Origin of the sequence: Micavibrio aeruginosavorus EPB (genome assembly GCF_000348745.1) — a bacterium.
In the GTDB taxonomy this organism is placed as follows: Bacteria; Pseudomonadota; Alphaproteobacteria; order Micavibrionales; family Micavibrionaceae; genus Micavibrio; species Micavibrio aeruginosavorus_A.
In genome coordinates this window covers 365738-387651 of record NC_020812.1, presented here as the reverse complement: position 1 = coordinate 387651, position 21914 = coordinate 365738, and the positions used below count along the sequence as shown (strand labels likewise).

20 protein-coding genes are annotated in these 21914 nt (G+C 56.4%); 4 read left to right on the top strand and 16 right to left on the bottom strand.

Annotated features, from left to right (window positions below; translation table 11 throughout):
• Positions 1 to 57: 57 nt before the first annotated feature.
• The 8 genes from dnaN to A11S_RS01660 form a co-directional block, all read right to left on the bottom strand.
• Positions 58 to 1173 (bottom strand): DNA polymerase III subunit beta, encoded by a 1116-nt coding sequence (gene dnaN / locus A11S_RS01695; RefSeq protein ID WP_014101945.1) that lies wholly within the window; start codon positions 1171 to 1173, stop codon positions 58 to 60.
• A 252-nt stretch (positions 1174 to 1425) separates the two neighbouring features.
• Positions 1426 to 2841, bottom strand: a complete 1416-nt coding sequence (gene dnaA / locus A11S_RS01690) for a chromosomal replication initiator protein DnaA (RefSeq protein ID WP_015466752.1) — start codon at positions 2839 to 2841, stop codon at positions 1426 to 1428.
• Between the two features lie 762 nt (positions 2842 to 3603).
• Positions 3604 to 3873, bottom strand: coding sequence for a 30S ribosomal protein S20 (gene rpsT, locus A11S_RS01685; protein WP_014101942.1), 270 nt, complete (start codon positions 3871 to 3873; stop codon positions 3604 to 3606).
• A gap of 264 nt (positions 3874 to 4137) precedes the next feature.
• Positions 4138 to 4533, bottom strand: coding sequence for a hypothetical protein (locus tag A11S_RS01680; protein WP_041802339.1), 396 nt, complete (start codon positions 4531 to 4533; stop codon positions 4138 to 4140).
• A gap of 8 nt (positions 4534 to 4541) precedes the next feature.
• The gene (gene mutM, locus A11S_RS01675) at positions 4542 to 5378 is read right to left on the bottom strand and encodes a bifunctional DNA-formamidopyrimidine glycosylase/DNA-(apurinic or apyrimidinic site) lyase (RefSeq protein WP_015466750.1); all 837 of its coding nucleotides are present in this window, start codon (positions 5376 to 5378) and stop codon (positions 4542 to 4544) included.
• A gap of 2 nt (positions 5379 to 5380) precedes the next feature.
• On the bottom strand, positions 5381 to 6052 hold the full coding sequence (locus A11S_RS01670) for a hypothetical protein (protein WP_015466749.1): 672 nt from the start codon (positions 6050 to 6052) through the stop codon (positions 5381 to 5383).
• An 87-nt stretch (positions 6053 to 6139) separates the two neighbouring features.
• On the bottom strand, positions 6140 to 7789 hold the full coding sequence (groL, locus tag A11S_RS01665) for a chaperonin GroEL (protein WP_015466748.1): 1650 nt from the start codon (positions 7787 to 7789) through the stop codon (positions 6140 to 6142).
• A 51-nt stretch (positions 7790 to 7840) separates the two neighbouring features.
• On the bottom strand, positions 7841 to 8131 hold the full coding sequence (locus tag A11S_RS01660) for a co-chaperone GroES (RefSeq protein WP_014101937.1): 291 nt from the start codon (positions 8129 to 8131) through the stop codon (positions 7841 to 7843).
• Positions 8132 to 8400: 269 nt separating this feature from the next.
• Here A11S_RS01660 and A11S_RS01655 point away from each other — a divergent pair, with 269 nt between their 5' ends.
• Positions 8401 to 8667 (top strand): usg protein, encoded by a 267-nt coding sequence (locus tag A11S_RS01655; protein ID WP_015466747.1) that lies wholly within the window; start codon positions 8401 to 8403, stop codon positions 8665 to 8667.
• A gap of 17 nt (positions 8668 to 8684) precedes the next feature.
• Here the strand turns inward: A11S_RS01655 and A11S_RS01650 are convergent, their stop codons facing one another.
• Positions 8685 to 9779, bottom strand: a complete 1095-nt coding sequence (locus tag A11S_RS01650; protein ID WP_235067944.1) for a hypothetical protein — start codon at positions 9777 to 9779, stop codon at positions 8685 to 8687.
• 110 nt (positions 9780 to 9889) lie between these two features.
• Complete coding sequence (locus tag A11S_RS01645) at positions 9890 to 10219, bottom strand: 2Fe-2S iron-sulfur cluster-binding protein (RefSeq protein ID WP_015466745.1); 330 nt, start codon at positions 10217 to 10219, stop codon at positions 9890 to 9892.
• A gap of 281 nt (positions 10220 to 10500) precedes the next feature.
• Here A11S_RS01645 and A11S_RS01640 point away from each other — a divergent pair, with 281 nt between their 5' ends.
• Complete coding sequence (locus A11S_RS01640; RefSeq protein WP_015466744.1) at positions 10501 to 10860, top strand: hypothetical protein; 360 nt, start codon at positions 10501 to 10503, stop codon at positions 10858 to 10860.
• Here the strand turns inward: A11S_RS01640 and A11S_RS01635 are convergent.
• Together A11S_RS01635 and A11S_RS01630 are read right to left on the bottom strand one after the other, a co-directional pair.
• Positions 10852 to 11691, bottom strand: a complete 840-nt coding sequence (locus A11S_RS01635; RefSeq protein WP_015466743.1) for a hypothetical protein — start codon at positions 11689 to 11691, stop codon at positions 10852 to 10854. The genes A11S_RS01640 and A11S_RS01635 overlap by 9 nt on opposite strands.
• Before the next feature lie 43 nt (positions 11692 to 11734).
• A complete protein-coding gene (locus tag A11S_RS01630) occupies positions 11735 to 12784 on the bottom strand; it encodes an NAD(P)/FAD-dependent oxidoreductase (RefSeq protein WP_015466742.1) in 1050 nt (349 codons plus the stop codon).
• A gap of 168 nt (positions 12785 to 12952) precedes the next feature.
• Between A11S_RS01630 and A11S_RS01625 the strand changes: the two genes are divergently transcribed.
• Together A11S_RS01625 and A11S_RS01620 are read left to right on the top strand one after the other, a co-directional pair.
• Positions 12953 to 13708: an AIM24 family protein gene (locus tag A11S_RS01625; protein ID WP_015466741.1), complete on the top strand. Its 756-nt coding sequence runs from the start codon at positions 12953 to 12955 to the stop codon at positions 13706 to 13708.
• 65 nt (positions 13709 to 13773) lie between these two features.
• A complete protein-coding gene (locus A11S_RS01620; protein WP_015466740.1) occupies positions 13774 to 14808 on the top strand; it encodes a COX15/CtaA family protein in 1035 nt (344 codons plus the stop codon).
• Between the two features lie 70 nt (positions 14809 to 14878).
• On the opposite strand, the gene A11S_RS01615 is transcribed toward A11S_RS01620, so the two are convergent.
• The 4 genes from A11S_RS01615 to A11S_RS01600 form a co-directional block, all read right to left on the bottom strand.
• Positions 14879 to 15616 (bottom strand): hypothetical protein, encoded by a 738-nt coding sequence (locus A11S_RS01615; RefSeq protein WP_015466739.1) that lies wholly within the window; start codon positions 15614 to 15616, stop codon positions 14879 to 14881.
• Between the two features lie 37 nt (positions 15617 to 15653).
• Positions 15654 to 16940: a hypothetical protein gene (locus tag A11S_RS01610; RefSeq protein ID WP_015466738.1), complete on the bottom strand. Its 1287-nt coding sequence runs from the start codon at positions 16938 to 16940 to the stop codon at positions 15654 to 15656.
• Between the two features lie 194 nt (positions 16941 to 17134).
• Positions 17135 to 17785, bottom strand: coding sequence for a hypothetical protein (locus tag A11S_RS01605; protein WP_015466737.1), 651 nt, complete (start codon positions 17783 to 17785; stop codon positions 17135 to 17137).
• Between the two features lie 588 nt (positions 17786 to 18373).
• Positions 18374 to 21334 carry an Rne/Rng family ribonuclease gene (locus tag A11S_RS01600; RefSeq protein ID WP_015466734.1) on the bottom strand — a complete coding sequence of 987 codons (2961 nt, stop codon included), beginning with the start codon at positions 21332 to 21334 and terminating at the stop codon, positions 18374 to 18376.
• Positions 21335 to 21914: the final 580 nt, after the last annotated feature.

The following is a 21914-nucleotide window of genomic DNA, read 5'->3' as shown; positions in this document are numbered from 1 at the left end:
CAAAAAAGGCACAGGAAAATGTTCCCTGTGCCTTTTTCAATTCATTGTATTCGACGTTTAGACGCGCAACGGCATCAGAACGTACAGAGCGGACGGATCGCTTGTATCCTGAATAATCGTCGGGGATGCGGCGTCGGCCAGCATCATGCGGCACCCATCACCGGAAATTTGGCTGGTAATGTCCATCAGGTAACGGGCGTTGAAGCCGATTTCCATGTTGTCGTTACCGTTGACTTCCAAATCCTCGGTCGCACTGCCCGAATCCGGGGAGTTGGCGGACAGGGTCATGGTTTTGCCGTTCAGGGCAATTTTCACCGCGCGGGATTTCCCATCGGAAATGGTCGACACACGGTCAATCGCGCCAGAGAACAGTTTCGGGTTCACTTCGACCACTTTGGTGTTGCCGGTCGGAATCACCTGTTCATAGTTCGGGAAGGTGCCATCAACCAGTTTCGAGGTCATCACGATGTGATCGAATGCGAAACGCACTTTGCTTTGGGACAGGCCGATTTCAATGGTGTCGGCGGCTTCGTCCAGCAATTTGCGCAGTTCACCAACGGCTTTACGCGGGATAATCACGCCCGGCATTGCATCGGCGCCATCCGGCAACGGCATTTCAAAACGGGCCAGACGGTGACCATCGGTGGCCACAGCGCGCAGAACCTTCAGGTTTCCGTTCGCCCCGGCATGGATGTAAATACCGTTCAGGTAATAGCGGGTTTCTTCCGTGCTCATCGCGAATTTGGTGCGATCAATCAAGGCACGCAGCTCAGCCGCCGGCATTGCGAAATTGACCGGCATATCGTGGCCGCCCAATTCCGGGAAGTCACCAACCGGCAGGCAGGACAGTTTGAATGTGGAACGACCCGCCTTCACCGTCATGGTGTTGCCAGATCCATCAACCGCCAGTTCAATCGCGGAGCCATCGGGCATTTTGCGGATAATGTCGTGCAGCGTGTGGGCCGGAGCGGTCGTCGCACCCGGAGCCTGCACCGTGGCGGCAACCGATTCGTTGATTTCCAAATCCATGTCCGTGGTGGTCATGGCCAGGGCACCGTCTTCCGCGCGCAGCAGAACGTTGGCCAGAATTGGAATAGTGTTCCGGCGCTCTACAGCGCTTTGCACGTGGCTCAAGGAACGCAACAGCGCGGCACGATCAATCGTCAGCTTCATGGTCACCCATCCGTCGTAATAATTTAAAACCTGAAAGATTGCATGGACTATAGCAGATGGCCCCGCCCCGCCAAGGGGGGTAAAGGGCAAAAACCCCCGGAAATCCACCGCTTTTCGCGGGATTCTGGATAAAAAACGGCCCTGCCCCAAAGAAAAAAACGGTCCCGCCGAAGCAGGACCGCTCAAGGATCGGGTCCAAGGGCCGCCGGGGGGCGGGCCCATGAACCAGAACAGCAAATCTTAGCCCGCCAATCAGCCCGTGAGCGAGCGGCGAATCACGTCCACATCCTGTGCAATCTGGGCGTCTTCGACCATCAGCTCTTCGATCTTACGCACGGCGTGCATCACGGTCGTGTGGTCGCGGCCACCGAATTTCCGGCCGATTTCCGGCAGGGAACGGGACGTCAATTGCTTGGCCAGATACATCGCCACCTGACGCGGACGGGCCACGTTACGGGCACGGCGGGCGGAATGCATATCCGGCAGGCGGATGTTGTAGTGTTCCGCCACTTTGCGCTGGATTTCATCAATCGTGATGCGGCGGTCATGGGCGCGCAGCAAATCCTGCAGAACGTCCTGCGTGGATTCCAGCGTCACCGGCTGTTTCGTCACATCGGCATGGGCCACGATGCGATTCAACGCGCCTTCCAGTTCACGAATGTTCGAGGTTACTTTCAGCGCCAGGAATTCCAGGACAGCGTCCGGAATCTCCGCGCCCAATTGCTCACGCTTGGACTGCAAAATGCCCAGGCGCAGGTCATAGGTGCTGGGATGAATATCAGCCACCAGACCCCAGGCCAGACGGGAACGCAGACGCTCCTCCAGGCCGGTCAGATCGCTCGGTGCCTTGTCGGCGGAGATCACGATCTGTTTGTTCTGGTCAACCAGCGCGTTGAACGTGTGGAAGAATTCTTCCTGGGTCGATTCTTTGCCGCTGATGAATTGAATGTCATCAATCATCAAAACGTCAACGGAGCGGAAGGCCTCTTTAAACGCCATCGTATCCTTCGCGCGCAAAGCCCGCACGAATTGATACATGAATTTTTCAGCCGACAGATAGACAACGCGACGGTTCGGCCATTTGTCTTTCATCGCTTGACCGATGGCATGCATCAGGTGGGTTTTACCCAGACCAACGCCGCCATACAGGAACAGCGGGTTGAACGGTACGTTCGGGCTTTCGACAATGCGGCGCGCAGCGGCATGGGCCAGCGCATTCGGCTTGCCGACAACGAACGTGTCAAAGGTGAAACGCGGATCGAACGGTGCGCTCAGACCAAACGGATCTTCTTCTTCGTTCTGGTTGGATTTTACCGGGGCAACCGGGGCCGCAGCGGCCACAGGCTGCTCATCCTCGGACGGGCGGGCACCGGATTGAACCACAACGATTTCCAAGCGGCGAACATCGGCATTAATGCCTGCGCACATCTCCAGAATACGTGCGGAATAGTGGGATTGAATCCAGTCACGCATAAAACGGGTGGGAACCGATACTTCCAGCGTGCCGTGGTAATAGGCCTGCAGTGTCAGGGGCTTCAGCCAGCTGCGGAAAACGGCTTCGCCGAATTCACCGCGCAGGGCGTTGTGGATATTGTTCCACAGATCAAGAATTTCAGGTGTTGGCTTAAAAGAATCATTCTTAAAAGAAAGGACTTCGTTGCTCTTCATTGTTCCCCCGGCTTCAGTCGTCATGGATTACTTCTCCCACAAATTTAATAGTCCATAAAAAGGATCCTGGAACGGACCCCAAACCAAAAAACAAACCCGGCCAAACGGCGTTTATTTTTTGTTTACTCTTTTCGTGCACTCTTCAAAAAAATGTCCGCTTTCATATCTGGCGACGCGATAAAACAATCCCATTGCGATTGCACCGCGGCACAAGGCCGGGACCATCACATCCGGGGCAGTATCGTAGACGCCCAACACAGATCAGCGAAAATTTTAGGGACTTTCTGAAACAAGCGATCCCGTCATGGACAGATCGTTTGCATTCAACACATCCTCTGTTCTTCAATCGTGGTGAAGACCACGGGTGGGGAACTGGCTGTTCCCGAAACGGACCGAACGGCCGCTTCCGATTTTTGAAGAGTGACATCGTTTGATGGTGGCGATCATTTTGTGATCATCGGTCCGTCATTCGATGGGGTGACGTTATCCAGATTTTTTTATCAATGCAACTGGATCAAAATGTGAACAACTAAAAAGCAAGAATCGTTCAGTGCTTATGTCACTTAGCTTTTTCGCACTTCGTGCATTTTTTATTCACTAAAAAAATAAAAAATTTTTTCCTTGCATCGATACGCTGAAACCACTTTCTGACTCCGCGCGATGAATCAGAATCGCTGATGCGAATCGACGCGCACCGCAGAAAGAAAAAGCGCCGCAGTGTTTGCGGCGCTTTTAAAAACTCAATTCGAAATCGCGTTTATATTACGCGGCTTTCATTGCCTTGATGCGCGCGGTCAGGCGGGACATCTTGCGGGCAACGGCGTTTTTGTTCATCACGCCCTTGGCAACGCCACGATCCAGTTCCGGCTGTGCCATTTTCAAAGCGGCTTCAGCGGCAGATGCATCGTTCGCGGACAGAGCCAGCTCAACCTTTTTCACAAAGGTACGAATGCGGCCAACGCGGCTGCCGTTGATGGCGGCTGCGCGTGCGTTACGACGGATACGTGTTTTTGCCGATTTATGGTTGGCCATTGTTTGCTCGCTTTATCCTTACAATTGTTTCAATTCACTGGGCGTTTCAATTCATTCGTCTTGTCCGCCCTCCCACCGTGCTGCGTCACAATCGCGCACCAATACCCTCAAAGGGGCCCGGTCGGGAACGGTGTGTTTTACGCTCCGGGCCCCACCCTTGTCAAGAGATTCATACACAGGTGAAAGCCGCAGGTTTCTTTGGTTTTTTAGAGGTTTTGACGCCCCCGCGCCATCTTTTCACGCACACGGCCCGCTTTTTCAGCCCTAGCGGGTCAGCGGAGTCAGCGACACCTGGAGAATAACCACCCCATCCCCTTGATTTCCTTCAGGTCTGGCCGTCAGGCTGAGCATTTCGCCGTTGCGCCGATACAGCCCAGCCCCAACCGCCGGAGCCGAAGAGACAACAGCCCACCCCAATTGCGGCAAAGTTTTTGTATAAAAATCAATAACTTGCGTATGATGCACACCCTCGCCCGCGGCGGCGCTTTCGACAATCCGCCCCTCTTCCTTGTCAAAGACAACGGCCGCATCCGGCAGCTCATACAGGCCGGGCATAAGTGGCAAATCACTGATATTGCTAAAAAAACGCTGTTCCGCCGCCTGCGCGCCCGCGCCCAGCATCATCATTGCAACCACTATAATCGTCAAAAACCGGATCATCTGTTCTCTCATTTCTGGCAACCGGGGCAATAAAAGGTCGACCGCCCGCCCTGCACCAACCGTTGAATGGGTTTACCGCACCGGGCACAGGCATCGCCTTCGCGATCATAAACGGCAAATTCAAATTGAAAATAGCCCATTTCGCCATTCGTCTGGCGATGATCCCGCAGGGATGACCCACCCGATTCAATGGCCTTGGTCAAAATCTGCCGGATGGCCGCGACCAGGGCCTCCGCCTCATCCCCGCGAATCGTCCCCGCCGCACGGGTCGGTTTGATCCCGGCGATATAGAGCGCTTCGCTGGCATAGATATTCCCGATCCCGGCCACAACGCGTTGATCCAGCAACGCGACCTTGATCGCGGTTTTTTTACCCGCAAGCGCCGCCAGTAATGTCGGCCCGCTGAATGCGTTCGACAAGGGTTCTGGACCCAATGTGGCAAAGGACGCATCCTGCATCATCGCATCATCGGATTTGAACCACATCACCTGACCAAAACGGCGCGCATCGTTCAGCACCATCATGTGTCCGCGCACCGATGTGAATAAAAAATGATCGTGTGTTTCGGGTTTATAATCACGCGCCTGCGCCGGGGGCAGAATTTTCACACGCCCCGACATGCCCAGATGCAGAACAAGAATGGATCCATCATCCATGTGCAACAACGCGTATTTGGCCCGCCGCGTCACCGATGCAATCTTGCGCCCTGTAATTTTCTTGACCAGGCCACGTGGAAACGGACGCCGCAAATCCGGGCGGCGCACTTGCGCGGATGCAATGACCTGCCCCGTAAAGGGCTTGGCCAGACCGCGGCAAACCGTTTCAACTTCGGGTAATTCGGGCATGGTTATGGCGCTGCTGGCGCAACAGGAGCGGCAGGAGCCGCAGCATCGCGATCAAAGACCAGAAATTCCTGACTGCTATACTGAATCAACGGGTGCGTGGCGTTGCGATTTGGGTAATTGGGGTCCGGTTTGCCGGGACGCCAGACCATCATATCCTTGTCCAGCATCATGATCACATCAAACGCGCGACCAGCCAGCGGAAGATATTGCGTTTGCGTATTCGCCTCGGGTGCCCCCAACGACGCGTTCGGCACCAATGTCATCGTCGCCTTGTTCAGCGTATAGGTGCCGCGTGAATAATAAACGGGTGCGGCGGGGTCATCGCGGCTGACCAGAATTTGGAATGCACCGTTACGCACCTGAAACAACGCGGTGTAGTCCAAGAATTTGGCGATCCAATTGCCCTGCACATCTTTCTCGGCAATGTCACGTTCGGGCAAGTTCGGCATTTCGGGCTTTTTCGGTGCCACAACTTCCAACGGCCCGACGGGGGCTGTGGTTTGCGTCGCTTGCTGGGCCGCCGGATCGGACGCGGGCACGGTGATAAACCGTTGCGCGACCAGGACCGCCACACCAATAAACACCGCCACACCAAAGACCAGCACCAGATACGCCGCGGGCGGCGTTGATTTTGCGACTTTTGTTTTTTTCGATTTCGGCGATGTCTGTGTCATGCCTACTAATATGCGTCAAATATCCGCATAAGAAAAGGGCCGGAAGACCCGGCCCTTTTCGATAAATAATGCACAGCGCAGGGGCGATTAGAAGCCCATGCCACCCATGCCGCCCATACCGCCCATATCGGCGCCATGGTCGTGGGCTTTTTTGTCTTCCGGCGCGTCGGTGACCATCGCTTCGGTGGTGATCAGCAGGCCAGCAACCGAGGCTGCATCCTGCAGAGCCGCACGAACGACTTTCGCCGGGTCGATAATGCCAGCCGAAATCAGGTCGACATATTCGTTGGTCTGGGCGTTGTAACCCCAGTTGGCATCGCCTTTTTCCAGCATATGACCAACAACGACGGAGCCTTCAACACCAGCGTTTTCAACGATCTGACGAACCGGGGACTGGATCGCGCGGCGCACGATGTCGATACCGACATCCTGGTCACGGTTGTCGCCCTTCAGGCTGGCCAACGCCTTGGTTGCGTACAGCAACGCTGCACCGCCACCGGCGATGATACCTTCTTCCACTGCGGCGCGGGTGGCGTGCATGGCGTCATCAACGCGATCCTTACGCTCCTTCACCTCAACTTCGGATGCACCGCCAACGCGGATCACGGCAATACCGCCAGCCAGTTTGGCCAGACGTTCTTGCAGTTTTTCACGGTCGTAATCGGACGTGGTTTCGCCGATTTGGGCGCGCAATTGGGCGCAACGGGCGTCGATGTCGGCTTTTTCGCCTGCACCGTCGATGATCGTCGTATCGTCTTTCGTGATACGGACTTTCTTCGCTTGACCCAGCATCGGCAGGGTTACGGTTTCCAGCTTGATGCCCAGATCTTCGGAGATCACTTCGCCCTTGGTCAGGACAGCCATGTCTTCCAGCATCGCCTTGCGACGATCACCAAAGCCCGGAGCCTTCACAGCAGCGATTTTCAGACCACCGCGCAGTTTGTTGACAACCAGCGTCGCCAAAGCTTCGCCTTCAACATCTTCTGCAACGATCAGCAACGGACGGCCCGACTGCACCACAGCTTCCAGGATCGGCAGCATGGATTGCAGGTTGGACAGTTTTTTCTCGTGCAACAGGATGTACGGGTTTTCCAGCTCGCACACCATCTTGTCAGCGTTGGTGATGAAGTACGGGGACAGGTAACCACGGTCGAATTGCATGCCTTCGACGATGTCCAGTTCGGTTTCCAGCGATTTGGCTTCTTCAACCGTAATCACGCCTTCGTTACCGACTTTGTCCATGGCCTTGGCAATGTATTCGGCGATTTCTTTATCACCGTTGGAGGAGATCAGGCCGACCTTTTCAATGTCGCTGTTATCCTTCACCGGCTTCGCACGGGATTTCAGGTCTTCAACAACGGCCAGAACAGCCTTGTCGATACCGCGTTTCAGGTCCATCGGGTTCATACCGGCCGCAACGGCTTTTACGCCTTCGCGGATGATGGATTGGGCCAGAACGGTTGCGGTGGTGGTACCATCACCAGCAACATCGTTTTGTTTGCTGGCCACTTCACGAACCAGTTGCGCGCCAATGTTTTCGTGGCGGTCTTTCAGTTCGATGCTTTTGGCAACGGTTACGCCGTCCTTGGTCACCTGCGGTGCGCCAAAGGATTTTTCCAGCACGACCAGGCGACCTTTCGGGCCCAGCGTAACTTTCACAGCGTCAGCGAGAATGTTCACGCCGCGCAGCATCTTATCGCGGGCTTCGCCGCGGAATTTTACATCTTTTGCAGCCATAGCTGTCTTCTCCTTAAAAATTGCGTTGTTAAATGGTGGTACGGGACCGCATTACGCAGCCAGAACACCCATGATGTCGGCTTCCTTCATCACCAGAAGGTCTTCGCCATCAATCGTCACTTCCGTTCCGGACCATTTGGAAAACAGGACACGGTCGCCAGCCTTCACATCCAGCGGCACAACCTTGCCGGTTTCATCACGCAGGCCGGAGCCCACAGCGACAATTTCACCTTCCATCGGTTTTTCTTTCGCGGTATCCGGGATGATAATACCACCCTTGGTTTTCTCATCCTGTTCAACGCGACGCAGAAGAACACGATCATGCAAAGGACGAAACTTCATTCGACTCCTCCAATTTTAAGTTTCTGATTTACAACGACATTCCCCGTCCGAGCCCATTTGGCACTCTGGTCCGGGGAGTGCTAGGCCTTGATTTAAGACAATCGTCCCCGGATTTCAAGTCTCTCGACGCCATCCACACACAGGTGAAACCCGCACAAAACCGGGAAGAATTAAGAATTTTGAAAGGGCCCGCATGGCATTCTGGTAAAACGGGAAGAAATCCCGGCAACCAACCCCCGATTCAGAATGGAACATCAGGAGGTTAGACCATGGCCGATCTGCGGACCCAATTCATGAAAGACTACCGCCTGACCACGGCGGAGATTTTGTACCATTTGCCGGATTATCCGGATTTGCTCCAATCCTATATCTGGCAGGAATACGACCTGGCCCCGAAATATCCGGTGCTGAACAAATTCCTGGATTTTTGGAGCCACAATCTGGACGGCAAACTGCATTCCGTCTACGTCGCCAGCCACAAGCTGATCACGCCCGGCGAATCCCGGTTTATCCGCGCGGAATTCCAGTTGCATTAAAATCAGACGGTCACAGATTACAGATTAAAGCGCGGATCGCGGTTGCGATTGCGCAACACGGCCAATGCGTGCGGCCCATCCAGATCAGGACGTGGACCCACAGTTTTCAGCGGATGCCCCATCGTCACATCGCCAAATAATTTTGTATTGTCATCATACAAATCACGCAGCGGATTGATGACACGACCATCCGCATCCCAATCGCGGAAATTCGATTGCGCCAACGTCGTAAAAGAATCCAGATCCGGCACCAACAACACCGGCGCATGCGCGCCATGGCCATCCAGCACATAAACCGCATCGGAATTATAGGGCGGTGGAATCAAGGTGCGCACATCATGGCGCACGGCCTTGATCTTCTCGATATTTTCCAACACCTGTTTGTCTTTCGCCAAGACGCCCGTGCGCATCTGCGCGCCGAACCATGCTGTTACCTGCCAGGCGCGGTGATAGCGGGATAAATCGGGGTCAATGTCAACCAAATCCACGCGCGCCACATATTCGGCCAACCCTTGCGCCGCGGTCCAGCAATTATACCGGGCGCGCAAAACACCATCGGATGTTGATGATGTATCCGCCCGCGTACGAAACGGCGCACTGGCCCGCGCCCACATATTCTTGATATTGGCACGCACGCCCGTCATACGATCCGCATGATCCCCGATGGCGGAAATGGCATGTTGAAAATATCGCGTCTCCGGCCCGCCGAACAACCGCGCCAGCCCCTTGGCGTCGCGATCTTTTTCAAACGGCTCCAGCGGCGCCATATCCTGTGTAAAATAATACGGGATCTCACGCTTTGTACCGATGATATCCGGGGACGTTTCTCCTGTCCCAAGATAGGGTTCAATCGAAAACGCCATATCGCAAAAATCGCGCAACCGCCCCGCCGCCGCCGCCGATACCGGAATGACGATAGCTAATTTCAGACGGCGTTTGTAATTTGAAAAGGAATCGACGGGCCCGGTCCGTACATTCACGTATTTCGTCACCATCCCGATATCCATGCGCGACCACACGGCCCCGGCATCACCATGGTCATGCCGACTATACAGGTCGATATCGCAATCCGACCCGGCGGACAGGACAATAAAATGATCCGGTCTTGGCATCGCGATCACCCAGCCCATCGTATCGATGGCCCAAAACGAACAAACACCCCCATCCCGCGACGGGAGAACCCGGGAGAAATCTAGCCCAAAGGATGCATTATGTAAAGAAATTAAACCCCATTCGGCGCAATGGTCAGGCTCAGCCCGTCCAGCTCCGGGGTCATAATGATCTGGCAGGACAGGCGGGAATTGGCCTTGGGTGACAAGGCACTATCCAGCATGCACTCTTCCTCATCCCCGACCGGGGGCAGCTTGTCCAGCCAGTCGGCATCGACATACACGTGACAGGTGGCGCAGCAGCACGCCCCCCCGCATTCCGCCTTCACCGGCAAACCGTAATCGCGCAGGATTTCCATGACCTGCCACCCCTCCAGCGCGTCGAGGCTGGTGCGGGTGCCGTCCGGGTTCGTGACATGAATTTTGTATGTGTTCATGCCCATCTATCTATACCGGCCATCCCGCGATTTCAACTTTTCTTGACGGATTGTCCGCGCCTGCTGTATGGATGGGGCATGATGTCGATGAACGCAACAATGCCGATGAATTGGTGGTGGCCCCTGTCATAGCGGGCCCCGGCGCATTTCTTTTGGTATAAATCGAAACATGGAAATGGTCTGGAGCCCGGAAAGGGTCCGGGCTTTTTTTATGCGTTTTGCAGATCTTGTCCCGGTCCCCTGGTTTCCTGAACCACACGGACACACCACACATAAAGGACAAGACAATGACACAAATATCCACCCTGCAAACAACCTTGCGCGACCAGTTCCACGATACCATCCTGCCGCGCACGCCGGATCAAACCCTGCACCCCGTACAGGCCCAAATGGCCAAGGCGATTCTGGGCAGCCTGATCACGCGCGCCGGAATCGTCGCGGCTACGGATGACATCACCGCGACCTGCGCCGTGCTGGGAACGACACCCGCCATTCTGAATGATCTCAAGGATTATTTTAACCAGCATGGAAAAAACCGTGCGCTGGCCGAACGCATTATCACGGCACAGACCGCGCACAACCGCACGGCTGGAATCACCGCAACCGCGTCGGTGCGCGCTCTTGGCTTCGGCGGCTGGTCATGCTGATGGGTTTTTGCGCAGATAAATATCAACCAGCTTGCCAAAGCCCTGGGCGATGGCGGCTGTGTTGATCAACGTGATGGCCGCGCCACCACACACTTGCAGGGTGATGACGATAAATTTCGTCACAAACGGTACGGGCACATTCTGCTGGTGATAACCGGACACCAGCCCCATGGTGATAAACAGCAACACGACAAAGAACGGGAAGAAGCACAGCAGTGAAACGCCCAGCATCTGCACCGACACGCCCAAGCCGTTCACCGCGCGCAGATAGGTGCGAATGCGATATCCCGCCGCCACACCGATATGCACCCACAGAAAGCGGAACGCCCATACACCAACGACGACAATCACAACCTGCATGATCAGCAGGGCCGCGGGCGGGTTGCCGCCGGACTGCACCAATGTTTCCATTTCATCCGACATCTGGAACATCGACGAAAACGCCAACAAGGCCGACGCGATCATTTTGATCAAAACGTAAACCAGCGTCCCGGCAAAAATACCATAGGCCCGATCATCCAGCGCCGTTTCATCGCGCACCGGGTCGCCGCTGGGCATAAAGGGCCAACGCTGGCCCAGAAAGACCAGCCGCACCATATGGCACACCATCCACCCTTCGGCGAAATAGGCCGGCAACATCACCATCGCTTGGCGCAGGTAATTGGATTCCCACCCCAGCATCGTGACGATCAATTGACAAACAATGCTGACCAGAACCGGAACGGTGGCCAAGCGGATCAGATAGTGACGCTCCGCCCACGCCAGCTGGTATCCAAAGCTGGCGGCATCAACGATATCGAATGTCGGCAGAGCCGGAGCCGTCTGTGTCATGGTCCCCACTCTACACCAGCGCAACCGGGGTTAAAAGGTGGCTTTATGCCGCATCCTTGGACTCGCGCACGCCCAGCTTGCCCTGCAGGGCCGAGGACGATGTGGTGTACTGGAATCGCAATTTCTTGTCCGGGAAGACATAACGGAACGCGGCCTGCGCCATCAGCGCCCCTTCATGGAAACCAGACAGGATCAGCTTCAGCTTGCCGGGGTAATAATTGATATCGCCAATGGCAAAAATGCCCGGGGTCGATGTTTCAAATTTTTCCGTATCCACCGGCACCAGATTTTCATGCAGGTGCAACCCGAAATCCGCAATCGGCCCCAATTTCATGGTCAGACCGTAGAAAGCGAGCAGCGTATCCGCCTCAACCACATAATCGCCCCGTTCCGCCGAATTCATGTGAACAGCGCGCAGGATTCCGTTTTCACCCTCCAACCCGGTGATGGCGGCAATATCCAGCGCCATTTTATTATCGGCCACCAGTGCGCGCATTTTATTGACGCTGTCGGGGGCCGCGCGGAAATCATCGCGGCGGTGGACAAGGTGCATGGATTTGGCCAGCGGTTGCAGATTGATCGTCCAATCCAGTGCGGAATCACCACCACCGGCAATGACAATTTTCTTGTCACGGAATTTTTCCATTTCACGCACGGCATAGAACACCGACGTGCCTTCAAACGCCTCCAACCCCGGAATGGCCGGCTTCTTCGGCACGAACGATCCGCCACCGGCGGCGATCACCACCACCTTGGCTTCGATCACCGTGCCGATATCGGTGGTCAGACGCCAGAACCCGTCCTCCAAACGCTCCAGCGATTCCGCCATCTGACCCAGATGGAAGGTCGGCTTGAACGGCGCAATCTGTTCCATCAGACGGTCGGTCAGGTCCTGGCCCGTAATGACCGGCCAGGCGGGAATGTCGTAAATCGGCTTTTCGGGGTACAGCTCGGCACACTGGCCGCCCGGCTTGTCCAGAATATCGACCAGATGGACCTTCATATCCAGCAAGCCCAGCTCAAACACGGCAAACAAGCCCACCGGGCCCGCGCCAATGATCACCACATCCGTTCTAACCGATTGATTTTCCATGTTTTCACCATTCTGGACCGCTGGATCAACCCCGTTTATTTACCATAATTTTCTTGGCCTGTGGGGGCGGTCATGCTATAACCATCTTGCGGTAGCACAGGCCCCGCCGAATTTAAAGTTTTTTGACCCAAAGATGCCAACCGGATCAAGCGCGTAAGGATGAATGCCATGACGACCATCGACACCCCGAAAGCCTCCACCGCCTTTAACGGGCCGGCCCAGACCCACGGGTTCGAATTTCGCATTAACGGCGCGCACACCCCGTATCTGGAATTGCACATGCAACCGGGGCAGGCCTTCGTTGGCGAAGCGGGCACATTGATGGGACAATCCGACAGCGTGAAAATGAAATCCACGCTGGGCGACGGATCCAATTCCGGTTTCTTAAGCAGCCTGTTCCGGTCCGTCATGCGCAAGATCGGGGGCGAAAATTTCTTCATCAACCAATACGTCAACATGTCATCCGACAAGGTTGGCAAGCTGAGCCTGGCCGCCGCGTTGCCGGGTGAAATTGTTGCGATTGATATTGCCGAACACGGCAACCGCATCGTCGCCCAGCGCGGCAGCTTCCTGGCCGCGGAGCAAGGCGCGCAGCTGGGATCAAAAATGAAACTCTCGCTGTTCGGTATGCTGAGCAACAGCGTCGTGATGCAGGAAATCAAAGGCGAGGCGTGGACCTTCCTGAACGCGCCGGGCAACGTCCAATGCATTCAACTGGACGCTGGCGAAGTTTACAAAACCGATGCGCGCTGTCTGGTCGCGGCCAGCGACTCCGTCAAACTGGGCATGGCTTTTGCGGGCGGATTGCTGACCATGGTCACAGGCGGCGAAGGCGCGTTCGTGGCCAAGGCCGAGGGCCCGGGCACCATCTGGGTCGGCTCCAAACCGTTTGAAACCAAACAGGCTTTGGGCCCGAAACGGTAAGTTTTCCATCAAACTGGACATTCCGCACCCACAGGGCTAAACCCGGTGGGTGAAGGAGTATTCCCATGTCCACCAACCAACACACATCATCATTCGCCCCCCACCGCAAAATTGCCGTGTGGTTGTTCATTTGCTGCTTCATGGTGTTGAGCATGGCGATGATTGGCGCGGTCACACGATTGACCGAATCCGGGCTGTCCATCACCGAATGGAAACCGATTGCGGGCGCGTTGCCGCCGCTGAACGAAGAGGCCTGGCAGGCGGAATTTGATTTATACAAACAAACGCCGGAATACGACGCCAAGCATTTCTGGATGCAATTATCCGATTTCAAAAAAATCTATTTTTGGGAATGGCTGCACCGTTTGTGGGGGCGTGCGATTGGCATTGTCTTTGCCGTACCACTGGTGTGGTTCGCCATCCGCAAACAAATCCCGCCGGGATATGGGTTGAAATTTATCGGCCTGCTCGCCCTTGGCGGTGCGCAGGGATTCATCGGTTGGTTTATGGTGCAAAGCGGTTTGGTTGACCGCCCATCCGTATCGCATTTCCGATTGTCCTTGCACCTGTTTATGGCGGCCCTGGTGTTTGCATTGATGCTGTGGCTGGCGATTGGGCTATGGCGCGGAACAACCCACAAAAACATTACGGCCAAACACACCGTTATCACCGGATGGGCCACGTTGGCGATGATTGCGATCACCATTGTGTGGGGCGCCTTTGTCGCCGGGTTGGACGCCGGGATGATTTATAACCAGTTCCCGCACATGGGTGCCGGATTGGTCCCGCCGGATTTCCGCACCCACCCGACGATGATCGGCGACATCATGCAAAACCCGGCGGCGGTCCAATTCACCCACCGCTGGCTGGCCATCGCGACATTATGCGTCACCGCGCTTTATATCTGGATGCGCACCAAAGGCGGCACGATCACCGGCGATGTCGCCGCATTGGGCGTTATGATTTTGGTGCAGGTCGGATTGGGCATCGCCACATTACTGACCCAGGTTGATATCCACCTGGCTACCGCGCACCAGGCCGGAGCCTTTATCCTGCTGGGTCTTTTGCTGAACGCCCAGCACCGCCTCATGCGTGGATAGCGGCGCATAACCATTAAAAAATCCCCGCTTCGGCGGGGATTTTTTTCATTCTTCAATGACGGATCACAGATTAACCCGGCGTCTGCTGTTGCGCTTTGATCGCTTCGTGCAGACGGGCCGCGGCTTCCATAGCCTGTAGCGCTTCGCTCTTGTGCGAACGGACACTGCCCGCTTTTTGCATGACGATGTTGAAATTGATCCCCGCGCCACGCGACACCATGTTGATGATGTTTGCGGCTTCCGGGTTTACGGTGCGGCCATTGCCGCGATAGACGTACAATTTCGTCCAGCCCTTTTCACAGGACAGCTCGGCCACTTTCGCGGCCTGCGCCTGCGACAATTTGCCTTCGCGCGTGCGCAGTTCGTGACCATAATCATAAACATAACGGCCATCGGCACAGCGGATCTTGCGCGGATAACCTTCCGCCGTCGCAGCGGCCGCAGCATCGGCTTTCGGCCCCGGCAAAGCCAGGGGCTGGTCCGGGCCCTGCATCAACGGATTTTTCGGCGAAAACACGGTGTCGGAATTTTTCGGTTCCGTTTCGCCCGCTTTCTTGTGCGCGGCGCGCAGCAGACCCGCACGTTCATGGCGCAACAGGCGCTGTTCATCCTCGGCCAATTCTTCTTCAATCGTGGGGCCGTTTAATTTCGGGCGGGCATCGGCGCCAATGCGGCGGAATTCACCCTCGATGGTGTGGCCCGGTTTTTCGTCCGGCTCGTCCTGAACCGCGACGGCGCGGTTGAACGCCACCAAGGCCGTTGATGGTTTTTTGTCGTCATCTGGAACAATCGGAAACTGGTCGCTCATCGTTCAAAATCCCGCATTCTGGAAACGCCTTATCCTATCACATGCCCATGCCTGGCGCAAAAGACATTTGGAAATTTTGCTCTGGTTCCGGCGGTCGCAGGGCCGGGCCTTCGTAAACCGGGATCTCCACGGTTTGCGCCGGAGCCGTGGCGGAATGGGCGGTTTCGGTAAATTCCACCCGTTTTTCATCCCACATCGACACGCGCCAGCCGGCGGACGGGTCATTGGCCGGGTTTGCCCCCAACTGGTTGTACAGATATCCCATCGTCTGGTCGAACAGGGTACCGCCGCCTGCCCCGTCCCATGTCAGCGCATCCCCGCCCGATGCCCCCTGCACCATCTCATCCGCGATATCCTGACTCTGTTTCTGGGTCAGGGCGGATGTGGCGGTCAGGTCGCGCAGACGACGCACGGTGACATCATCAACATTCTGGCGGTACAGCCCGTCGCGCGACAATTTTGTTTCATTTTGACGGGCATCGGCCTGCATTTTTGCGTCATTGGCACTTTTTTGCGCGGCCAAAACCGATGTTTCGGATCGTTGCGGATCGTTTTGTTTTGGGCCTGAATTTTGTGTGTTTTGCGCATCCGTGGCGCGATTTTGCGGCCCGGCGGACGCCGGGTTCGCCCCAACGGCCAACGCAATACCCGCCACGGCGGCCCCCGCAACAACGGTTGCCGCGCCGATGCGTGCCCCGCTGATGACCTGCCCAGTTTGGGCGGCGTCAACAGCCTCTAAATTCCGGTTATAACCGTACAAACTCATGCGTTCGAGGAAGGACAGGCTTTCATTTTCCCACGGACGTTCACCCCCACCGATCAGGAGCATCAAAGGGTCAATGCCATCCGCGGTCGGGTCGGTGATTTCATCGCGATCGAAGGCGGAGAGCTCGACCTCCTCCTCCGGCCCCTGATCCTCGGCGGTTTCAAGGCCGAAGGCCTCATCGCTCAGGGTCACATTCAGGACAGACCCCTTCGTCGCGGCATCAGCCAGCGCCGCGGCATCCATCCGCTCCGCCGCATCATCCAGCGCGGCTTTCCAGCTTTCGTCCGTCGGCGTGGACGCATTTTTCGGTGCAAGCTTCATCGCCAGCGGGTCAAGCGCCGCCGGGTCCGCCACAATGGCTGGGTCATCTGCACCGCCCTGATCCGGCGTTTCGGGGGTCTCTTGCGCGGGGGATTCATCATCTGCGCCGGGGCCGGCGGCCTGGGCGGCACGGGCCGGTTCAGGGACATCCAGGGCTAAAACGGGCGCGCCGTCGCGGGCGGACTCTTCATCCGCCGGGTTTTTCAGCCCATTTTTGACGTCAATCGTGTCTGCCACAGCCCTCAGCCCCTCTTCCCATCGCGGAAAAAGAGATGAAATTCAATACGTTAACGGGGTACCGCACCCCGCCCGCATCTCTCTTGGACCCATTTTGACACAAGCTGGCCCGCGAAAGCAAATTTCACAACGGCGTGATTACCCTTTGTTTCCCGCGCCTTACGCCCTTTGGAGAGGGGGCAGGCACCCCGGCTTTATTCAGCTTTTTTATAAGCCTCGGGCACGCCCTCAAATTTATCGTCTTTCGGGTCATAGGCCGGGATTTTCAGATCGGCCAGCAATTCCGTCACCACCTCCTGCGTGCGGTCCATGGATTTCAGCAGGGACTCGCAATCCTCCTTGGCGGTGGCGTAATTTTTCTCGATGCTCTTATCGGCAAATTCCGCCGTTTGCTGGATCAGCTTCAGATAATCGCGGATCTCCTTCGGCTTCATATAGGTTTGGGCGGTAATCGCTTTGTCCATCATGGCTTCGCGATCTTTGACCACCGGGCCGACGGAATCGGACCATTCCTTGAACCGGGCATCCATCGTGTCTTTCATATCGGGATTGGCTTTGCCACAGCTTTTGACCGCCGCGCCCACATCACGCTGCACCACGGTTACAGCACGCACCGTGCCAAAGGTTTCACGGATATAGAACAGGTTCTTTAACTCCGCTTCGCCCAGCGTCTTGGTCAACTCATCGGTGCGGGCATTGAGTTTTTTCAAATGCGGGTTTTCCGCTTCCATAAACTTTTTCGCGGCTTCCGGCTTGTTCAATTCCTGCGCTGAGACCACAGAGGGAACGGCCAGAACGCCAGACAACACAACAGCGGAAAGCAGAAGAGCGGAAACGATGCGCATGATAGGGCCTTTTCTCAAATGAAAAACTGCGCCGATCATAGCATAAGTCGGCAATAAAAAAACCGCCGACCCAACACTGCCGATCCCCATGCGGATGCAAAAAAACCGCCGGCCCGATCTGCGCAGCAGATCCAAACAAAGGCTCATCCCGGCGGCCCTTGCCCCGGCCAAACCCTTAGCGAAGAACGACAACCCCCATAAAAAAACCGCCGGGATGAACCCGGCGGCCTAGAGGGGGGACTTTGTTTCTCCGGTCAACACCAGAGGAGAAACGGCATGCCGCTGACTGCGGGGCTGCGACAACCGTTGGCTCGCGGACAAACAAACTTGTACAGGTGCCCGGAGGCACCAGAAACTCAGAATAAAACAGGCGAACCAGCCTGACCGGGACGATCCCTCCGCTCCCCCATGACCAAGGGCGGAGACCCTTTCCGGCACGCGCTGCACGCCATATTCTTACTTTAGCGTATTATGGTAAAGTGGCCGTGAATTTTGCCTAAAATGCTATCTATTTTTTTCCGCCCCAATTTCATGAAAAAGCCCGCCAATGTGGCGGGCTTTTTCATTACCTTGGCGATCATCGATGGATTATTCCATCAGGCGATTCCACCAGCCTTTTTTCTTTTCCGACGGCTCCTCGTTCACGCGCTCATATTCACGCGCCACCGGCGGCGTTGATTCTTGCGCGCGCTCTTGAACCGGGGCTTGAACCGGGGCTTGCGCCACTTCAAAAGACGGTGCGCGTTCACGCACAGGAGCCGCAGATGCCGGAACGTCACCAATGTTCACGGCATAACCATGATCGACATTGTCGTTACGTTCCTGGCCCTGTTGGTTCATGGGCTGGTCTTCGCGCGGGCCGCGATTGTCACGGCCACCGCGGTTGCGGCCCCCGCGATTACGGTTGCGACCCCGTCCACCTTCACGGGCACCTTCACGATTGCCTTCACGGGGCGCATGCTCACGCGCAGTATTTTCACGGGGCTGGGCATCGTCATCGCTGGCGAAGTCGGCCTCGGCACGGTTGCCGTCAATATCGCCATCTTCATCGGTCGGACGATCCTCGCCACCGTTCTGATCACGGTCACGACGGTTGCGGTTACGACCACCACGGCGACCACGGCGGCGGCGGTTACGGCGTTGGCCGTCTTCACCATCCTCACGCGGCGCGCCGGCATCGGCTTCACCGGTTTCGCCATCGGATTCCGCATCGGTTTCCGACGTTTCATCGTCGTCTTCACCGCTCTCGTCCTGATCGTCCTCAACAACGTTCCGCGCAATCGGCGCACGTTGTTCCGGACGGCGGCGCGGAGCCGGTGCCTCGTCATCATCATCACGCGGCTGGGCCTTGATCGATTCAATCTTGAAATCGGACGCGGTCAGCGATTCATCCACGCGGATCAGGATGGTGAAGCCGTAGCGGCGTTCAATATCTTCCATCATCGCGCGTTTGTGGTTCAGGATGTACAGCGCAACGCGCGGCGGAACGGTCAGGTGAACCGTCGCGGCACGGCCACGAATGCCCTCTTCCTCCAACGCACGCAGGGCCAGGATGGATGCGGAATCTTCGGTGCGGACATGTCCGGCACCACCGCATTCATGGCATTTTTCAAACTGCGCTTCGGTCAGGCTGGGGTTCAAACGCTGGCGCGACATTTCCAACAAACCAAAGCTGGAAATACGGCCCATCTGAATCCGGGCGCGGTCGGTGGACAGCGCCTCTTTCAAACGGCGTTCAACCTTGGCGTTGTTGCGGCGGTCTTCCATGTCGATAAAGTCGATGACAACCAGACCACCCAAATCGCGCAAGCGCAATTGGCGGGCCACTTCGTCGGCGGCCTCAAGGTTGGTTTTCAGTGCGGTTTCTTCGATATGGCGTTCCTTGGTCGCACGACCGGAGTTGACGTCAACAGACACCAGCGCTTCGGTCGGGTTGATGACCAGGTAACCACCGGATTTCAATTGCGCAGTCGAGCTGCCCATATCGCGGATCTGGCTTTCAACCTGATAGCGATGGAACAGCGGGATTTGTTCATCCTGATAATGCACCACACGCTTGGCGTGGGACGGCATCATGACTTTCATGAAATCGCGGGCAATTTTGTAACCATCTTCACCGGCAACATGGATTTCTTCGATGTCGCGGCTGTACAGGTCACGCACGGCGCGACGAACCAGATTACCCTCTTCGTGGATCTGGGCCGGGGCCGATGATTGCAGGGTCAGGTCACGAATATCGTTCCACAGACGCAGCAGGTAATCGAGGTCGCGTTTGATTTCCTGTTTCGTGCGGGACATACCGGCGGTCCGCATAATCACGGACATGCCTTCCGGTACGTTCAGCTCGGCCAGGATTTCTTTCATCCGGCGGCGTTCTTCGAAGTTTGCAATCTTGCGGCTGACGCCACCACCACGCGGGCTGTTCGGCATCAGAACACAGTAACGACCCGGCAGGGACAGATAGGTCGTCACGGCGGCACCCTTGTTGCCGCGTTCTTCCTTGCTGACCTGAATCAACATGATCTGGCCGCGTTTGATCACTTCCTGGATTTTGTAGTTTTTGCGCAGGGACGGGCGCAACGGACGGTCACCGTCCACGCCATCACCGCCCAGCATTTCCACGCGACGGCTGCTGGCCGCCATATGGCGACCCCCGCGGCCACGACCGCGATCACGGCCACCACGACCGCGGCCACGGCCACGATCATTGCCACGACCCCGACGGCGGTCATTGTTGCCTTCTCCCCCGGCGCTCTCTTCAGCGGCCCCTTCGGCGGTTGCTTCACCTTCGGCCTGACCTTCGGCATCGGCCGCGGTCATGTCACCGTTATCACCCCCCTCGTCCGCGTCATCGGCGGCAGAGAAATCGGTCTCAGCGTCCTGATCCTGATCATCAGCAAAGACGCCATCAACCGGAATGGCCAACGGGATAAGCTGAACCGGCGCGGGCGCGGTTTCTTCTTCATCGGATTCGTCTTCGTCAGAATCCTCGTCAATCATATCAACCGCGCGATTTTCACCACCCAGCTCTTCAACGATCTCGTCTTCGTCTTCGTCCTCGTCGTCCTCGTCGTCCTCGCCATCCTCATCGTCTTCTTCGTCTTCTTCGTCTTCATCCTCTTCATCGGATTCAGACTGATCCTGCTCGGCATCATCGCTGGTTTCGGCCGCGGGCTGGCCTTCGGCCTGCGCCTGTTGTGCGGCGGCACGGGCCAAGGCTTCGGCTTCCTCGGCCTCTTCCTCGGCGGCCAGTGCGTCCAGCTCGGCCTGTTGTTCAGCCAACAGAGCTTCACGGTCAGCGATAGGGATGCGGTAATAATCAGGGTGAATTTCCGTGAAGGGCAGGAAGCCGTGGCGGTTGCCACCGAAATTCACGAAGGCGGCCTGCAGTGAGGGTTCAACCCGTGTCACCTTGGCCAGAAAGATAGAGCCTTTGAGCTGTTTGCGGACTTTGCTTTCATAGTCGAATTCAACCAGACGGTTTCCATCGACCACCGCAACCCGGGTTTCTTCCGCGTGGGTTGCGTCAATTAACATACGTTTAGCCATGTTTATCTCCTCATGGATCAAGCGCACGCGCCCGCCATGACCACCATGCAACAAATGCAGTCATGCGGCGCGAAATGCGCCTTAAAAAATTCGTCAGGTCTTGATCGGGCTGGTTTTTTCGCGGTCGGATGGCGTTTATAGACTCGCCATTCGGGAGGGGTGGGATCCATACTCAAACGGGGATCGGTCCCTCGGTTACACGCAGATCTTCGCGTTATCCAGCGCCGGTAGAAAGGCAAGTTCAAGACCTTCCTTCACCGTTGCAGCTAGCGAAACCTGTTTCATCTCACATGCACATGCTAAAGCCGCAACGTGTCGCACAAGTCCACAATACGCCAGGAGGGGGGGCCTGCACAACAACAAAGTACAGCCCCTATCCCTTTATAAAAACACCCGGTTTTTTGTGCCCCTGACGGCCGGGGGCCGGGGGCAAAATACCCGCACAAACTCTCATTATAATCCCCGGCCCATCGGGTGCACAGACTGGTTTCCCGGCGTGGCGTGTGCCATAATATGAACATGGATCGCTTATAATATATCTATCCATCTGATCCAAAGACGCTTATTCAATTTGGTCCAC

Excerpts from the sequence above, each read along its gene's own strand:
- dnaA (WP_015466752.1), bottom strand. The coding sequence starts at position 2,841 with ATGAAGAGCAACGAAGTCCTTTCTTTTAAGAATGATTCTTTTAAGCCA.
- A11S_RS01650 (WP_235067944.1), bottom strand. The coding sequence starts at position 9,779 with ATGCCAAGACCGGATCATTTTATTGTCCTGTCCGCCGGGTCGGATTGC.
- A11S_RS01670 (WP_015466749.1), bottom strand. The coding sequence starts at position 6,052 with ATGACACAGACATCGCCGAAATCGAAAAAAACAAAAGTCGCAAAATCA.
- A11S_RS01680 (WP_041802339.1), bottom strand. The coding sequence starts at position 4,533 with ATGATCCGGTTTTTGACGATTATAGTGGTTGCAATGATGATGCTGGGC.
- A11S_RS01655 (WP_015466747.1), top strand. The coding sequence starts at position 8,401 with ATGGCCGATCTGCGGACCCAATTCATGAAAGACTACCGCCTGACCACG.
- A11S_RS01630 (WP_015466742.1), bottom strand. The coding sequence starts at position 12,784 with ATGGAAAATCAATCGGTTAGAACGGATGTGGTGATCATTGGCGCGGGC.
- groL (WP_015466748.1), bottom strand. The coding sequence starts at position 7,789 with ATGGCTGCAAAAGATGTAAAATTCCGCGGCGAAGCCCGCGATAAGATG.
- dnaN (WP_014101945.1), bottom strand. The coding sequence starts at position 1,173 with ATGAAGCTGACGATTGATCGTGCCGCGCTGTTGCGTTCCTTGAGCCAC.
- A11S_RS01615 (WP_015466739.1), bottom strand. The coding sequence starts at position 15,616 with ATGAGCGACCAGTTTCCGATTGTTCCAGATGACGACAAAAAACCATCA.
- rpsT (WP_014101942.1), bottom strand. The coding sequence starts at position 3,873 with ATGGCCAACCATAAATCGGCAAAAACACGTATCCGTCGTAACGCACGC.
- A11S_RS01600 (WP_015466734.1), bottom strand. The coding sequence starts at position 21,334 with ATGGCTAAACGTATGTTAATTGACGCAACCCACGCGGAAGAAACCCGG.
- A11S_RS01620 (WP_015466740.1), top strand. The coding sequence starts at position 13,774 with ATGTCCACCAACCAACACACATCATCATTCGCCCCCCACCGCAAAATT.
- A11S_RS01645 (WP_015466745.1), bottom strand. The coding sequence starts at position 10,219 with ATGGGCATGAACACATACAAAATTCATGTCACGAACCCGGACGGCACC.
- A11S_RS01605 (WP_015466737.1), bottom strand. The coding sequence starts at position 17,785 with ATGCGCATCGTTTCCGCTCTTCTGCTTTCCGCTGTTGTGTTGTCTGGC.
- A11S_RS01625 (WP_015466741.1), top strand. The coding sequence starts at position 12,953 with ATGACGACCATCGACACCCCGAAAGCCTCCACCGCCTTTAACGGGCCG.
- A11S_RS01660 (WP_014101937.1), bottom strand. The coding sequence starts at position 8,131 with ATGAAGTTTCGTCCTTTGCATGATCGTGTTCTTCTGCGTCGCGTTGAA.
- A11S_RS01640 (WP_015466744.1), top strand. The coding sequence starts at position 10,501 with ATGACACAAATATCCACCCTGCAAACAACCTTGCGCGACCAGTTCCAC.
- A11S_RS01635 (WP_015466743.1), bottom strand. The coding sequence starts at position 11,691 with ATGACACAGACGGCTCCGGCTCTGCCGACATTCGATATCGTTGATGCC.
- mutM (WP_015466750.1), bottom strand. The coding sequence starts at position 5,378 with ATGCCCGAATTACCCGAAGTTGAAACGGTTTGCCGCGGTCTGGCCAAG.